We start from the raw sequence: 14,852 nt of genomic DNA on the forward strand, positions 1-14,852 counted from the left end.
ATCCTTTTTTGAAACAAATAGAAATCATTTACAGGGATAGATGTGCAACCTATGCCCCACCTACAAACTTCAGAAGCGGAAGGAAAAAGATGGCGGACGGCCCTTTTCGTTTTTTCCGTCTAACTGTACTTCTGGATCGCATCTGCCAGTAATTGCGGCAATGCCGGGATGTCGCCTGTGCCGTATGTGAACCGGACAAACGTCTCGTCCATATCGAGCGCCTCTGCGAACAACCCAGAAAGTCCACGTGCCTTGCGGTCGATTTCCAGCAAGACTTCTACGCTGTTTTCAGACAAAAAGAAGATCGCTTCCAATTCATCAAGACAGCCTTTGAACGGTCCACTTGCCGGCTTGAATTCAAACTCTTGGACAAACGGCAACCGCCGTTGCCAATAGCGCGGCGCTTGTTCGCACTGCACATGGTGGAGGCGGAATCCTAATTGGCGGGCTGCCTCGAGAAACGCGGCGACGAGCGGGTGCGGTTCGATGGCGAGATGGTCGCGGTCTTGCGGGTCGAGCGCCATTTTAATGTCAAGGCCGGTTTGCAGCCATACCCGCGAAGAGCCGAGCGTGACGGGCACGTCGTACGGCAAGGCGAATTGAAACGGGATCGTTTTCGTTTCGTTCGGCCCAATCGTCAGCGAGCCGCTTACTTTGTACCTTGCCAGCACCGCTTTTTCCTCGTGTTTCTTATCATCGATTTCTCGAAGGTAGGTCGTCACTAACGCTAAGTAAATTTCGTCGATATGCTGCTCGATGCTGCCGCCGCGAATGTCGACAATCCCTTCGACTGTTTCGCCTTGGACATATTGCGCTTTCGCTAATTTCGTATCAACAGTGGCTGCTCCGATGCCGATAGAACTTAACAGTTTTTTGAACAACAAGTTCTCCTCCTTGTCATCGATTTCAGTTGAGAATACGGAGCGCCTGGTGAAAAGGTTCCGTCCTTCTTAATTAAAAAGGTGGGAACGATACCGTCCCGCCAAGAGTCTGACGCCAAAGGGCGATGTTCAAGAAGCGAAACGCAATATATTGCTTTTTAACAATTATATACGGCAATCAAAAAAGGTGCCCCGATCTTTTTGGGACACCTTTCCTTTTTGTTTCGTTGTGTTAACGGATGCCGAGCGGATCGGTTTCTTCATCTGCAACGGTGCACGCTTCCGCCAAAGCGAGGTCGGCGGCGGCGTCTTCGGCAGTGACGAGGACGCGCCAGCTCGGGTTCTCGATCAAACGGCAAAAATCAAGAAAGCGCGTTTGGGCAATCGCTTCGTACCACCCGTGGCGGTCCGAGAGCACCACGGTGCGCTCGTACGGGATGCGCGGGGCGTCTGACCGTGGAACCGACGGCAACAGGCGGTTGGCCGCTTGCCTGACTTGTTCGATGGCGCGGGAGGACGGTTGTTTCGGAATGGCATCAAGCAAAGCGTCCATATGCGCTGCCTCATCGGTTGAGACGAGGCCGGAGACGGATAGCTGCGTCGGAATCCAGCCTTCAAGCACGATGCGCCCGCGTGCCGTATGAATGTCCCAGTGCGTCGATTCCGAAGCGGCGGGGTCCATCGTAAAGCCGTGGTAATAATGGACGGGGATGCGCCAGCCGTTGCTTTCATGAATCACCGTAGCGCCGACGCGCGGCCGTGTGCCGTCTGGTTCTCGCAACGCGAATCCGCGTGCGGAAGCCGCTTCGCCAAACCAGTCGCGTCCGACTTCAAAAAAGTGGACGCCGTGCTCGATCAGGATGCCGCCGCTTCGCCGCTCGTCCCAAAACCAATGGCCTTCCGCGACACGGTGAGCCGCGTTGTGAAGGCTTGCGTAGTCCACTGGGCCAAGAAACGCGCGGTGGATGAGTTGCTTGACGGCTTCTGCGAGCGGGTGGTAGCGAAGGACGAGATTGACCGCCAACGCCCGGTTTTGGCGGGCGGCGAGCTGGATGTTCGCCCGCAGCGCCTCGGCGGTGAGGCCGCCTGGCTTTTCAAGCAACACATGTTTGCCTTCCTCAAGCGCCCGCTTGGCAAGCGGGGCGTGCAAATGCGGCGGGGTGGTGAGAATGACGATGTCAACATGCGGGTCAACGATCAATTCTTCAGCTTCGCGGTATTCGCGCACGTCGCCCGCCTGTGCCTGACGGCGGCGATAGGCGTCGATGACGCGCTGGCGTTTTTCGTCCGTCCGCCCGGCGACAGCGGCGAGATGGAAGGAAGGAAGTGGGGCGAGCGCGCCGGCGAGAAATTCAGCGAATGCGCCGGCACCGGCAATGCCAACATGGTAACGGAAAGATGATGAAGAAATCATGGCGTATTCTCCTCCTCCCTCACATATATATAGCATTAACGATACTCATTATACCGCAAAGAAAAAGAAGAACGAGAAAATGAAAGTTTTGAAATTTGCAAGCATCAATCATTCCTCATCGACACCATCCGACAATTATTTCGCTTGCATAGAAGGAGGAATATTATGTATATTATTATTAGCAACCATCGCAGCCGAGTGCTAGCAATCTATGAACTACTTTCATTTTCTCGTTCATCCGTCAAAAAAGGTGTCTATTTTTGTGAAAAAAAGATATGGAGGGATGACGAAATGAAAGCATTGTTGCTGGCAGGAGGATTAGGTACGCGTCTTCGTCCATTGACCGAAAACATCCCCAAACCGATGGCCCCGATTGCGAACCGGCCATGGCTTGAACACCTCATCGTTCATCTTCGCGACCAAGGAGTCAACGAATTTGTCATCGCCGCACATCATTGTTCAGAAGTGATCCGTCGCTATTTCGAAGATGGGAAGCGCTGGAACGTCAAGATTACATACGCGCTCGAACCGTTCCCGCTCGGAACGGCTGGGGCGATCAAAAACGCCGAGCGCTGGCTGAAGGAACGGTTTCTCGTGTTTAACGCCGACATTGTGCATTTGCCGCAATTGATCCCGCTGCTTGATTTCCATCGTCAACATGGCGGTTTGGCGACGATTGTCTTAACGGAAGTAGACGATCCTTCTTCCTATGGGGTGGTCGAACAAGACGATCGTGGGCAAATTTTACGCTTTGTCGAAAAGCCGCGCCGCGAAGAAGCGCCATCGAACCGCATCAATGCCGGCATGTATATTTTCGAGCCGGACGTGATGCGTTATATTCCGGCTGAGCGGGAAGTGTCGATCGAGCGTGAAACATTCCCGCTGCTGATCGAGAAGAATGTCGGTGTATATGGCATCGTCAGCACCGGATACTGGCGTGATATGGGGACGCCGGCCCGCTACCGCCAAGTGCATTGGGATGCGTTGAGCCGGGAGTTTCCGATTCCGCTCAAAGGACGTGAAATTCAACCGGGCGTGTTTGTTGGTGAAAACGTGGAGATTGGGTCTGGCGTCTTGTTTGTGCCGCCTGTGCTCATCGGCGACCACGTGAAAATCGGTCCGCAGGCTGTCATTGGCCCAAATGCGGTCATCGGCGACCGCTGCCAAATTGGCGCCCGCGTCCATTGCGCGCAGACAATCGTTTGGGACCGCTCTGTCATTCGTGACCGCAGCCGTTTGCAAAACAGCATTTTCGGCTATCGGACGGTGACGCCGGCGGGAGAAGTGTTCGAAGATTCGATTATTAATCAGTTCAAGGAGGCGGTGCAAGCATGATTCGAATTGCCTACGTCAGCACGTACCCGCCGCGGCGGTGCGGGCTGGCGACGTTTACGGAACATTTGCGACAAAGCATTGACGGCGTCCGGGGCCCGTCCGACGGCGACCGCGTCATCGTGTTGTACAACGAAAGCGACGGCGATGACGCCTATCGCCACAACCCGGCGTATTGGCCGCTTCCGGCGCAAAACCGCGCGGCGTATGCCGAGATGGCCAAAAGGGTGAATGAAAGCGACATCGACGTCGTTTTATTGCAGCATGAGTTCGGCATTTTCGGCGGCGAGGCGGGCGAATACATTCTTGATTTCATCGCCGCGCTCAACAAGCCGCTCGTAACGACGTTCCATACGGTGTTTGCCGACCCGCCGTTGCCGTATCGCCCGATTCAAGAGAAAATCGCGGCGGCAAGCGATGCGATCATCGTCATGAACCGGCAGGCGATTCCGTATTTGGTCAAAGCGTTTGGCCTGCCGGAAGAAAAAATTGTCTACATTCCGCACGGTGCTCCAGGCCCAAGCAGCGAAAATCGCGATTCGCTTCGCCGACGCCTCGGATTCAGCGGCCGCAAAGTGATGTTGACGTTTGGGCTGCTCAGCCGCGGCAAAGGGATTGAATCGGTCTTGGCCGCATTGCCGGGCGTTGTGCGCAAGGTGCCGGAAGCGCTGTATGTCATCGCCGGACAGACGCACCCAGAAGTGAAAAAGAGGGAAGGAGAAGCATATCGCGAGGAGTTGAAATCGCTCATTCACCGTTTAGGGCTTGAGCTCCATGTCTACATGGAAGATCGGTATTTCAGCGAAGAGGAATTGATCGATTATTTGACGGCGTGCGATCTATACGTCACCCCGTACCCGGGCATGCAGCAAATCACAAGCGGCACGCTTGCCTATGCGGTCGGTGTCGGCCGTCCGGTCGTTTCGACGCCGTATGAGCATGCGCGCGATTTGTTGCAAGGTTGTGAAGAGCTGTTGTTGCCGTATGGCGATACGACCACCTGGGAAGAGCGGCTCGGGCAGCTGTTGGCCGACGAGGCGGCGCTGAAGCGATGGGAGGAAAAGGTGCGCCAAATCGGGGCAAACACGCATTGGCCGCGCGTCGGCGAACAGCATGTCGCCTTGTTTGCGCGCATGTGCGACGCGAAACGTGGGGAGGTGAAGACCATTGGCACCGTCAGTCATTAAGTTCGACCATCTCGAGCGCATGACTGACGACACCGGATTGCTTGAGCATAGCCTTGGCCGCATCCCGCGCCGTCGCGAGGGTTATTCGACCGATGACAACGCCCGCGCCATCTGGGCGTGCCTGGAATGGATGGCGCTATGTGAAGACAAAGGAGAGAAAGAGCGGCTGCACCGTTTGCTTGACCGGTATTTGGCGTTTTTGCTTTGGGCGCAAAACGATGATGGCACGTTCCATAACAACTTTTTCTTCGATCGGACAAAAGAAGAGGAAACGCCGTCAGACGACTGCTTCGGGCGGTCGTTTTGGGCGACGGCGTTGGCTTACGTTCGCCTCAGCGATCCGGCGCGGCGCGAGGCGGCAGCAGATATGTTGCGGCGGGCCATGCCGGCGGCTTGGGAGCTTCGTTCGCTGCGCGGCGTCGCCTGGGGGGTGGCCACTTGCGGCGTCTTATTGACAGAAGGACGCCCGCTTGGCGTCGATCAAGAGGAAGTGGCAGCTTTGGCTGCACGGCTTGAGCAGCGGCTGCTTGCGGCGTATTGGGAGCATGCTGGCGACGATTGGTATTGGTATGAGCCGGAGTTGACGTACGCCAACGGGGTGCTGCCGTGGGCGCTTTGGACGGCATATCGGCGCGCGCCTCGGGATGAGGTGAAGGAAGTGGCGGAAAAAAGCCTTGCTTTCCTTATTGAAAAAATGAGCGGACCGGGAGGTGTCATCCGTCCGGTCGGCAACCGCGGCTGGTGCAGCCGCCGCTACCGCGCCGATTGGGATCAACAGCCGCTTGATGTGATGAAGCTCGCTTTGGCGGCGCGCGAAGCGTATTGGGCAACGGACGACGAGCGTTATCGCGGCGTCGTCCGCCGCTGCCTCGCTTGGTTTTACGGACAAAACGACGGCAACGCGCCGCTTGCCGACCCAAGCGACGGCAGTTGCTGCGACGGGCTTGGCCCGAACGGCCCGAACCCGAATCGGGGGGCGGAGTCAACATTGTCGTACTTGTTAACAGCAGCAATCGCTCAATCGATTTCGGTGGAGGTGGTTGTCGATGAATACGTCAACAACGAAACCGTTCGCATGGCCGGCACACGTGTTTAAAGAATACGACATCCGCGGACGAGCCGGAGAGGAGCTCGATGAGTCGTTCGCGTATTGGCTCGGACGGGCCTTTGCCGACATGATGCAAAAGGAAGGCGAGAAGAGGGCGGTTGTCGGTCATGACAATCGTCTATCATCGCCTGGCTTGCATCGGGCGCTCAAAGATGGGCTGCTCGATGGCGGCTGCGATGTCGTCGATATTGGGCTTTCGACGACGCCGATGTTTTACTACAGCTTATACTACACGAACATTCCATGCGGCATGATCATCACCGCCAGCCATAACCCAGGGGATGAGAACGGATTTAAAATCGCCATGGGAAAAACGACAATTTATGGCGAGCGCATCCAAGCGTTGCGGCGGGCGATGGAGCGGCTCAGCCAGGAACAGCCGCGGCCTGAAACAGCGCGCGGGCGCGAGGAAACGTTGGACCTTGCTCCGGCATATATCAATATGTTGAAGGAGAAAATCCAACTCGGTCCGCGCAAGCTGAAGGTCGTCGTCGACTGCGGCAACGGCACCCCATCGATCATTGCGCCACAAGTGCTCAAAGAGTGGGGATGCGATGTCGTCCCGCTTTACTGTGAATCCGATCCAACGTTTCCGAACCATCATCCGGACCCGGTCGTGCCGGAGAACTTAACGGCCTTGATTGAGATGGTGCGCAAGGAGCAGGCTGATCTTGGCATCGCGTTTGACGGCGACGGTGATCGGATCGGGGTTGTGGATGAAACGGGTGCGATCCGTTGGGGCGACCAACTGATGGTGCTGTTCTGGCGCGAGATTCTTAAGCGCTATCCGGGAGCCGACGCGCCCGTTGAAGTGAAATGTTCGCAAGCGCTTGTTGAGGAAATTGAGCGGCTCGGCGGGAAACCGTTCTTCCATCGCACCGGCCATTCGCACGTCAAAGCGACGTTGCGCCGTCGTCCGGAGATCCCGTTTGCTGGTGAAATGTCTGGCCATTTGTTCTTCAATGATGAGTTTTACGGCTATGACGATGCACTGTACGCCGCTGGGCGCCTGCTTCGATTACTGTCGCACGATGAGCGCCCGCTGTCCGAGTGGTTTGCCGATGTGCCGCGGTACGCGGCGACGCCGGAGACGCGAGTTGCTTGTCCGGAAGAGAAAAAACCAGCTGCCATTGCTGCGGTGAAAAACCGGTTCGCTGGCCGCTATCCGGTTGTTGACGTCGATGGCGCCCGCATCCAGTTCCCGGAAGGCTGGGGGTTGGTGCGGCCGTCGAACACGCAGCCGATTCTCGTCTTACGCGCAGAAGCGAAGACGGAGGAAGCGCTGGCGGAGATTAAGCGGCAACTGGCTGATTGTCTCCATGCTCTTGAATTGTGCATCGATTGGTGATGTTCATTTCCAAGCTGCCCGAAATGCTTGGGCCTGTTCTTGATGGTGCGCTCTGTTTGGCGCAAAAACTCTTTTCCGGCGCGGCGCCCGCTATCTCGTGCGGGCCGCCGGCGCCGGTTTGTTTTTGCTGTCGCAGGGGGTTAAAGCTTGATTTCTTGCCAGTTATTTGTCCATAATAGATAGGGGTAAAAACGAGTTGTAGGAGAGTTGAAGGCGTGGTGATCCGTGAATCGTTGCAATATATTCAAGATGCATACGCGGCATTGACGGAGTTGAGCATGCTTATCGTCGATGATCACGGCGCTCCCGTGACGAAAGTATCGAATATGACCGAGCTGGCGGAGCTCGTTTTGTTTGCAGCTGAAAGGGAAGCGCCATCGTTTTTCTGCCCGCGAGAACTTGTTATTGACGGATGGCAGCGTCCATCGGTCGTACCGGTCGGGCGTTTTGGCATGAAAAGCATCGTCGCTCCCGTGTTTGTCGATGAGAAGGCGGAATATTGGATTTGGGCGGGCGTGTTTATCGAGGAAGAGACGAAATGGCTCATTTGCGAACAGCCGCTGGCAGCCGGCGGAAAGTGGGTGTCAGCCATCGAACGATCGGTGGCGCTGCCGGCGCGGGCAGTCGAAGCGAAGTTAAAAGATATAGAAAAGATGGCGGTCATATGCGGGGAATTAATCAGCGGCGAGCGCCGCAAGCAGCAATGCTGTGAATACGGAAAACGGCTCGAAGCAGTGGTCACGGACAGCTCCGCCCTAGCGGACGTGGACAAGCTGCTTTTTGAGTTGCGGGCGTTCGATGAACGCGTCGATATGGCGTTGTATATCGCCAAGTGTCCGCAAGGATGGATGGTGGCGGCGGCAAGCGGGGAAAAGGCCGGAAAGCTGCGCGGCAAGATGATCGATGCGTTGTTTCCGCCGCTTTCGTCTTCGAAGCCGCCGCTTCGTTCGGTTTACGTTCAAGATGCCGCTTTGGATCCACGCTTTTCCTTTTTTGTCCGCCATGGCATCCGCCCGAAAGCGATGATTGCGTATCCGGCGATGTACGGGAAAACAATGGAAGGATGGGTCATGATCGGCAGCGAGGCGGCCTCTTCACTGCCAGCGGCGCTTCGTTCGGTCGGCTCCGCCCTCGTTCAACATTGGCTGCTTCTGGCTAAATGTACAGAGGCCGATATGAAAATGGACCGCCATTTGATGCGCCTTTCGATGTTGATGGAAATTGGACGGGCCATGCGTATGGTGCAGAACGAGGAAGAAATCATCCGGATGATGGCCGAATTCGCCGCGGAGCTCGCTTACGGCGATTTCGTCTGCGTGGTATGGTCTAGCGATGGCCAAACAGCCGTTGTCCACGAAGGAGCGATGGACGTAGAAATGGCCGTTCGTTATCGGGATGATGTCTGCCGTCGCTATGGCTGTCACGGCGAGAAGGCGAAAAGCGAGGTGCCGGCGTTGCTTGATGTCGAGGGCAAATCGGTGATGGAAGTGCCGTTTTTCGTCGGCGATGGCCGCTATGGCGTTCTCGCCGTTCATATAAAGAAAGGAAGGGAAGCGAAAGAGGCGGAAGTGTATATGACGGCGCTGGCCGCGATTGGTGCGATGATGATTAGCGGCAAGGCCCACGGTGGGAATGATGGGACGGTCAATATCGACATGCTGTCCGAGCAGTTGACAGCCCGGGAGATGGATGTATTGGAGCTGCTCATTCAAGGCTGCAGCAACCGCGAAATTTCAGAACGGTTGTTCATTAGCGTCCATACCGTGAAAAATCATATTACGAACATTTTTCAAAAAATTGGCGTCAATGACCGGTCGCAGTTGATCGCCCTTGTGTATCAACTAAACCACCACCGGCAGCGCCGCTAAGGGGACATCATTGGACGATGGGTGCCATGATGTCTTTTTTTTTGGATGTAGGAAATTGGAATGAACCCCATTTTGTATTATAATGAGTTGTAGTAAATAAGAACTATTTTTCGATAGATGGAACAATAAAGGAGAAAAATAGCATTCGAATCCGTTTTCCCCAGCGCTGGAACGTGGGATAGTGGAAAAGCTGCCATGTTGCTTTGGCCGGCGCATAAGCATAACAAGGATAGGGGAATGCCGATGAAGCCCAAGGCCATGATCCGAACGATGGCGATCGTGAAAACGGCGGACATTTTAAAAGCGATGGACATTACCGAGGAACTGGCGAAGAGAATGGGGTTTTTGCCGCGCGATTGCCTTTTTCTTCGGCTCGCGACAGAGGAAGCGTGCACGAATGCGTATGAATATTGTCAAAAAACGAGAAAACTGCCATTTAGGATATTTTGGAAAATTGATGCGAGACAGTTTATGATCATTGTCAAACAGCGAGGAGGATGCTTCTCCGTAGCCCAAACTGATGTCGTCAACACTGGGCCGCGCGGCAGGGGGCTGCAGCTGATCACCCATATCGTCGACGATGTATACGTGAAGCAAGCGGGAAACAACGTCTTGTTTTGCATGTGCAAATGCAAAAAAAAAAAGAGTGACTATTGGAGGAAACAAGATGGAGACAAAACAAGGGGCAATTTGCACGCTGACATGGGCAGAAGATATTACCTTAAACAATGTCGAATCGTTCCGTCAAGCGCTGGAAAAGTTGCTGGACAAACAGGCGGATCAATTGATCGTCAACATGGAGGGGGTCAAATACATTAACAGCGCCGGACTCGGGGTCATCGCTGACAGCGTCATGGCGGCGAGAGCCCGACAAAAAGAGTTGGTCATTGCCGGAGTGGAAGGGTCGCTTGCAGAAATTTTCCATATCGTCAAATTTTCTTCGTTTATCAAACTATTTGCCACAGAGAAGGAAGCCATGGATTATTTCAGTGGAGAATGACGTTCTATGGTGGATGGGTTTTGGGAACATGTTCAACGTTATGACCACCTCGCGTGGCGAGAGTTGCTTCTCGGCTTGGAAAAAATGAATGTATTCGTTGGGCCGGGCGATTATGTGTATTGGCTCGCAGCGCCGGAACAAAGGCGGCTCTTGTTCATTTCGTCATCATGCGAGCAGCTGTACGGCCTGCCTCCGGACGACTTTTACCGCGATCAAGACATATGGGCAAAAGTGTCCTACCCGGATGACCGCGCCAAGGCGGAAAGAAAATGGTCGCTTCTTTCGGGGGCGGATGCGGGTGCCCAAACGTATCGCATCATCAATCAGCGGGATGGCTCCGTCCGCTGGGTGCTTGAACGGACGTTTCCTGTGCTTGGCCAATTCGGGGAAGTGAGGCTCGTCAGCGGAGTTGTCGCTGATCTGACAGAAGCAAAGCGAAACGAGAATGAACGGCAGCTCGCTGAACAAGTGTACAAAGCGATGGAACAGGCGATGCTCGTAACCGATGGCCAGTTTGTCGTTCAGTTTGTCAATCCGGCGTTCACAAAAATCACTGGCCATGGTGTAGAGATTGTCGGTCAGCCGCTGCATACGCTTTACGCGGGTTATTACGAGGCCTGGCTTTATGAGGTGATTCAAGCGGGAACTGGGGAAAGTGGAGAATGGAGGGGGTGGGTGCGCTGGCGGCGGAAAAACGGTTCGGTCTATGTCAGGCAGACGACGGTGCGGGCTGTGCCTGGCCATGATGGAGGAATCGCTTTTTACTTGTTTTTATTTGCCGGTCCAACTTATGAGAACCCATACATCGCAGCGATGAAAGATGACTTGCGGCTGGCCCGCGAGGTGCAAAAGCGCGTGTTGAGCAAGCCGTTGTCGGCCAAAGGAATCCAGATTGCCGGAACGTACATCCCATCACGGGAGCTGGGGGGCGATATGTACGCCTGGTATCCGATCGACAAACAGCGGTACGGCATTTTTTTAATGGATGTGATGGGTCATGGGGCAGCGGCTTCACTCATTTGCATGTCGGTCCGCTCGCTCTTAAACGGCGTCATCCGCAAAGGGATCGTTCCGACGGAAGTGTTTCGCGAGTTGAACCGCCATATGCGCCAGTTGTACCATGAAAACGGGCGGATGACGTATTATTTCACCGCCGTGTATGTTCTTGTGGATGTCAAGGAACGGATGATTGAATATGCATCAGCCGGCCATCCGCCGGGGTTTTTGTTCCAACCGGACGGAACGGTGGCGGAGTTGGACCGCGGCTGCGCGCCGATCGGGCTGCTTCCGCGCCTTTTTGTCGACAGCGGCCGGTTGCGCTACGAGCCGGGGGCGACGCTTGTGTTGTATTCCGACGGGGCGATTGAAGGGGGGGCGGGATCCGTTCGGCAAAAGATTGAAGCGTTCCGCGATGCGCTAACGCCGCATATTTTATTGGACGAGCAGGTGCTTTTGGACCATCTGCGCCGCCATTTTGCGCAAAAAGGGCCGCTTCCGGACGATTTTTCGGCGGTGGTGGCCAAGCTTGGCTAAACGAGGGGAAAAGCCGCCTGTATTCGGATGATCGATCCGCTTCACAAGCTGCTTTTTCTTTATGTATGAAACGGCACGGCAGCCAACTGTGTCTCGGTTGCAAAAATGGCCTTTTGGGCTATCTTTTTTACGGATCGTGAAAAGACGCATTCACTCCTGCTGCCCAATAATGGCGGCAAACACCAAACTATAGTATAGATTCCTTTCCACAATTCAGGTTAAAATAAAGACAATTACGCTGTTGATTGCGAATACAATATAGAAAAGGCAACAGGAGGGAAGACATATGGCGGTGACGAATCCGGCTGGATTTTGGAAGCGGCTGTTGGCTAACTTGTTGGATGCGATTGTCGTTGGCATTCCGATTTCGATCATCGGCTATTTCATCACTGGCAGTTGGGAAACGAACTGGTTTACGTCATTAGCGAACATCCTTTACGCGTTAATCGTCCCGGCTGTTTGGTACGGATATACGGTCGGCAAGCGGATGCTTGGCATCCGGATTGCGAAAGTCAACGGCGGAAAAGTTGGGGTCGGCACGATGTTTTTGCGCACGTTCGTTGGCGGACTCGTATACTTTATCACGTTTGGCATTGGTCTCATTATTAGTGCGATTATGGTAGCTGCAAGAGAAGACAAACGGTCGATTCACGATTTTATCGCTGGGACGTATGTGACAACGGAAAAACCGACGGTGTAAACAATGGAAAAAGGCGGGCTTCCGAGTGGAGGCCCGCTGTTTTTACATCGACGATTCGAGGTAAATAAATTCCGGATGCGGATGGCTTAAAAAATCATGATGAGAAATGTCCCAGCCGTAGGCGCCGGCGCAGCGGAACAATACGATGTCGCCAACGCGAAGGCGGGCGCAAGGCACATCCCGAGCCAATATGTCGTTTGGCGTGCACAATTCGCCAGCTAACGTCACCCGCTGGTTATGTAAAGATGGGCGGTTAAAGGGGTATGGCCACTCATCAATAGGAATGACGAGAAAGGGATGGTTCATTTTCCAGGCTGCCGGCAGCCGAAGATGGTGGGTGCCGCCGCGAATAATCGCAAAATGCGTTCCGTAATTGGTTTTCAGGTCGAGCACCTCCGCGGCGTAATACCCATTATGGGCGGCAATAAAGCGGCCGAGCTCGAAAATGACTGTCCAATGAGGGGGGGCTTGACGGCGCAGCAACAGGTTCAGCTCTTTGGAAAACCAATTCCAACGAAATTGCCGGTCCGGTTCGTTGTAATGCACGCCGACTCCGCCTCCGACGTTAACGACCGAAAACCGCCGCCCGTACGTCGTTTCCGCTTGCGCGACAAATGACAGGCACGTTTCGATAAAAGAAAGATGGGCCTGCTCGTCGGTATGATTGGACATCGAATGAAAATGGAATCCTTGCAGATCAATAGACGGAAGAGTCAATGCCGTATGGATCGCTTCGGCGATATGTTGTTCGTCGATGCCAAATTGGGTCGGTTTTCCCGCCATATGCAATGTGGCGCCTGAGGCGGCTTGCCGCAAATTGACCCGCAGGAGTACACGCACGGTTGTTTGCCTCCTGGCGGCGATCCAATTCAGCCGCTGCAATTCCCATACGCTTTCGACATGAATGAGAGCAACACGTTCCTCAATCGCCGCGGCCAGCTCCTCATCTGTTTTTCCCGGACCGCCGAAAATGACTGGAGAATCGGCAAACAGGCGGCGGACTTTTTGCAGCTCGCCGCCTGAGGCGACTTCAAAACCGGTGACATACGGCGCGACTGTTTTCAAGATGCGCTCATCCGCGTTCGCTTTCACGGCGTAAAAGAGCCGGACGGAAGGAGGAAGCGAGGCGGACAAGCTTGCTGTATGGACGCGGAGGTTGTCTAAGTCATATACATAGGCGCAAAGTGGGCCCTGCTGTTTTGCCTTGCGTTCTATAATGGCTTGAATGACGGTGTTCAATCGTTCCATATTCGTCCTCCTGTAGAGATGTTCCATAGTTCTTTTCGCCGCCAAAAGGCAAGGGCGCAAAGAAGGCAGAGCCATCCCATCGCATAGCCAGCGATTTTCGCTCCAACATACTCGGCAAGAGTCGTAAGCAAAAGGGTGCCTAGCGGGATGAAGCCGCGGTCCATTAAAGCGATGCTCATGACCCGTCCGCGCAACCGATCCGGAACGACCAGCTGGATGGCCAGGCGGCATAACGTCCGGTATAGCTGCCCGGTCAACCCGGCCAGTGCCATGGCGGCTAAGCAAAGCAGCCAATGTTCAAATAAGACGATCCATAGAAGCAACGATAGAGAAAAAGCGAGCAAAGAGACGATGAGCCATTTGCCGATCGCCTCGACCGGCCGGAAGGAAAGCCAGATCGTGCCGAGCAATGCCCCGGCGGATGAGACGGAGAGCAACACGGCGAAATCCCCGGCATCGCCGTTGGCCAACGCGTCAACAAGAAGAGGGGTGACCGCCGAATAGGCAAAGCCAAACGTCATCGGGATGATTGAAAGAAGAAGCAGCCCCCGAACGAGCGGGGTGCGCTTGATGTAACGGATCGCCTCCCCTTTGCTGCCGTCTGTTGGACGCGCAGCTGGACGGCGGGGGCGGCTCTCTTCTAATGACAATACAGCAAAAGCTGCGATAACGAGCATCGTGCTGTAGACGATAAGCAGTGAAACGCCGCCGAGTGAAGAGAGCCCCCATCCGGCCGCTGCCGGGCCGATGATTTTCCCGATGTGAAGAGCGGCGGTATGCAACGAAATGGCGCTGGAGAGCGCCTCGATTGGAACAAGGTCTGCGATATAGGCGTTGCGCGCTGTCGTTTCCATGGCCATAAAGATCGAACGGACAAAGACAGCGGCAAACAGCCAAATTAATGAAGACGGCTCGCGCAGCAACCAAGCAATCACCAAAGTAAAACCTGCCATGCCCAGCAAGGAGGCAGCAAGCACTTGGCGCCGGGACAGGCGGTCGGCGAGCACGCCGCCGAGCCAACTGAATAGAAAGATCGGCAACAGCCGGCAGACGTTGAGAACGCCTAGATCGAGCGACGAGCGGGAAAGCTGCAACACAGCCCAGTTTAGGATGACGAAATCAGCCCACTCCCCGATGCGCGCCGGCAACGTTCCGCTCCAATAAATCCGGAACGGGCGCCAAAATAGCGCAAAAGAGGGGGATGGTTTTTTCGATGTAAGAAGCATGTCAACT

At 54.9% G+C, this 14,852-nt stretch carries 13 protein-coding genes; 9 read left to right on the top strand and 4 right to left on the bottom strand.

Annotated elements, in window-relative coordinates:
• Positions 1-119 precede the first annotated feature (119 nt).
• Both ABS784_RS10350 and ABS784_RS10355 read right to left on the bottom strand, forming a co-directional pair.
• The gene (locus ABS784_RS10350) at positions 120-884 is read right to left on the bottom strand and encodes a sporulation protein (protein ID WP_014194845.1); all 765 of its coding nucleotides are present in this window, start codon (positions 882-884) and stop codon (positions 120-122) included.
• A 229-nt stretch (positions 885-1,113) separates the two neighbouring features.
• Positions 1,114-2,295: a Gfo/Idh/MocA family protein gene (locus ABS784_RS10355; protein ID WP_011229863.1), complete on the bottom strand. Its 1,182-nt coding sequence runs from the start codon at positions 2,293-2,295 to the stop codon at positions 1,114-1,116.
• A 291-nt stretch (positions 2,296-2,586) separates the two neighbouring features.
• Between ABS784_RS10355 and ABS784_RS10360 the strand changes: the two genes are divergently transcribed.
• The 9 genes from ABS784_RS10360 to ABS784_RS10400 all read left to right on the top strand — a co-directional run bounded on the left by ABS784_RS10360 (position 2,587) and on the right by ABS784_RS10400 (position 12,371).
• Positions 2,587-3,630 (top strand): nucleotidyltransferase family protein, encoded by a 1,044-nt coding sequence (locus ABS784_RS10360; protein WP_011229864.1) that lies wholly within the window; start codon positions 2,587-2,589, stop codon positions 3,628-3,630.
• The gene (locus ABS784_RS10365; RefSeq protein WP_352512411.1) at positions 3,627-4,814 is read left to right on the top strand and encodes a glycosyltransferase family 4 protein; all 1,188 of its coding nucleotides are present in this window, start codon (positions 3,627-3,629) and stop codon (positions 4,812-4,814) included. Before ABS784_RS10360 ends, ABS784_RS10365 begins: the two co-directional genes overlap by 4 nt.
• On the top strand, positions 4,795-5,910 hold the full coding sequence (locus ABS784_RS10370; protein ID WP_011229866.1) for a hypothetical protein: 1,116 nt from the start codon (positions 4,795-4,797) through the stop codon (positions 5,908-5,910). The genes ABS784_RS10365 and ABS784_RS10370 overlap by 20 nt, the downstream gene beginning before the upstream one ends.
• Positions 5,861-7,270 (top strand): phosphomannomutase/phosphoglucomutase, encoded by a 1,410-nt coding sequence (locus ABS784_RS10375; protein ID WP_023633790.1) that lies wholly within the window; start codon positions 5,861-5,863, stop codon positions 7,268-7,270. Before ABS784_RS10370 ends, ABS784_RS10375 begins: the two co-directional genes overlap by 50 nt.
• A gap of 215 nt (positions 7,271-7,485) precedes the next feature.
• Entirely contained in the window at positions 7,486-9,138 is a 1,653-nt protein-coding gene (locus ABS784_RS10380; RefSeq protein WP_352512413.1) for a LuxR C-terminal-related transcriptional regulator, read from the top strand.
• A gap of 336 nt (positions 9,139-9,474) precedes the next feature.
• Positions 9,475-9,957, top strand: coding sequence for an ATP-binding protein (locus tag ABS784_RS10385; RefSeq protein ID WP_352512492.1), 483 nt, complete (start codon positions 9,475-9,477; stop codon positions 9,955-9,957).
• Positions 9,854-10,138 (top strand): STAS domain-containing protein, encoded by a 285-nt coding sequence (locus tag ABS784_RS10390; protein WP_223812669.1) that lies wholly within the window; start codon positions 9,854-9,856, stop codon positions 10,136-10,138. The genes ABS784_RS10385 and ABS784_RS10390 overlap by 104 nt, the downstream gene beginning before the upstream one ends.
• A gap of 6 nt (positions 10,139-10,144) precedes the next feature.
• Positions 10,145-11,671: a PP2C family protein-serine/threonine phosphatase gene (locus ABS784_RS10395; protein ID WP_014194852.1), complete on the top strand. Its 1,527-nt coding sequence runs from the start codon at positions 10,145-10,147 to the stop codon at positions 11,669-11,671.
• 286 nt (positions 11,672-11,957) lie between these two features.
• The gene (locus tag ABS784_RS10400; RefSeq protein WP_042381023.1) at positions 11,958-12,371 is read left to right on the top strand and encodes an RDD family protein; all 414 of its coding nucleotides are present in this window, start codon (positions 11,958-11,960) and stop codon (positions 12,369-12,371) included.
• Positions 12,372-12,413: 42 nt separating this feature from the next.
• Here ABS784_RS10400 and ABS784_RS10405 read toward each other — a convergent pair whose 3' ends face one another.
• Positions 12,414-13,619 carry a type III PLP-dependent enzyme gene (locus ABS784_RS10405; protein WP_023633787.1) on the bottom strand — a complete coding sequence of 402 codons (1,206 nt, stop codon included), beginning with the start codon at positions 13,617-13,619 and terminating at the stop codon, positions 12,414-12,416.
• On the bottom strand, positions 13,607-14,845 hold the full coding sequence (locus tag ABS784_RS10410; RefSeq protein ID WP_013144228.1) for an MFS transporter: 1,239 nt from the start codon (positions 14,843-14,845) through the stop codon (positions 13,607-13,609). The genes ABS784_RS10405 and ABS784_RS10410 overlap by 13 nt, the downstream gene beginning before the upstream one ends.
• Positions 14,846-14,852 lie beyond the last annotated feature (7 nt).

Source organism: Geobacillus sp. G4 (genome assembly GCF_040327975.1).
In the GTDB taxonomy this organism is placed as follows: domain Bacteria; phylum Bacillota; class Bacilli; order Bacillales; family Anoxybacillaceae; genus Geobacillus; species Geobacillus thermoleovorans.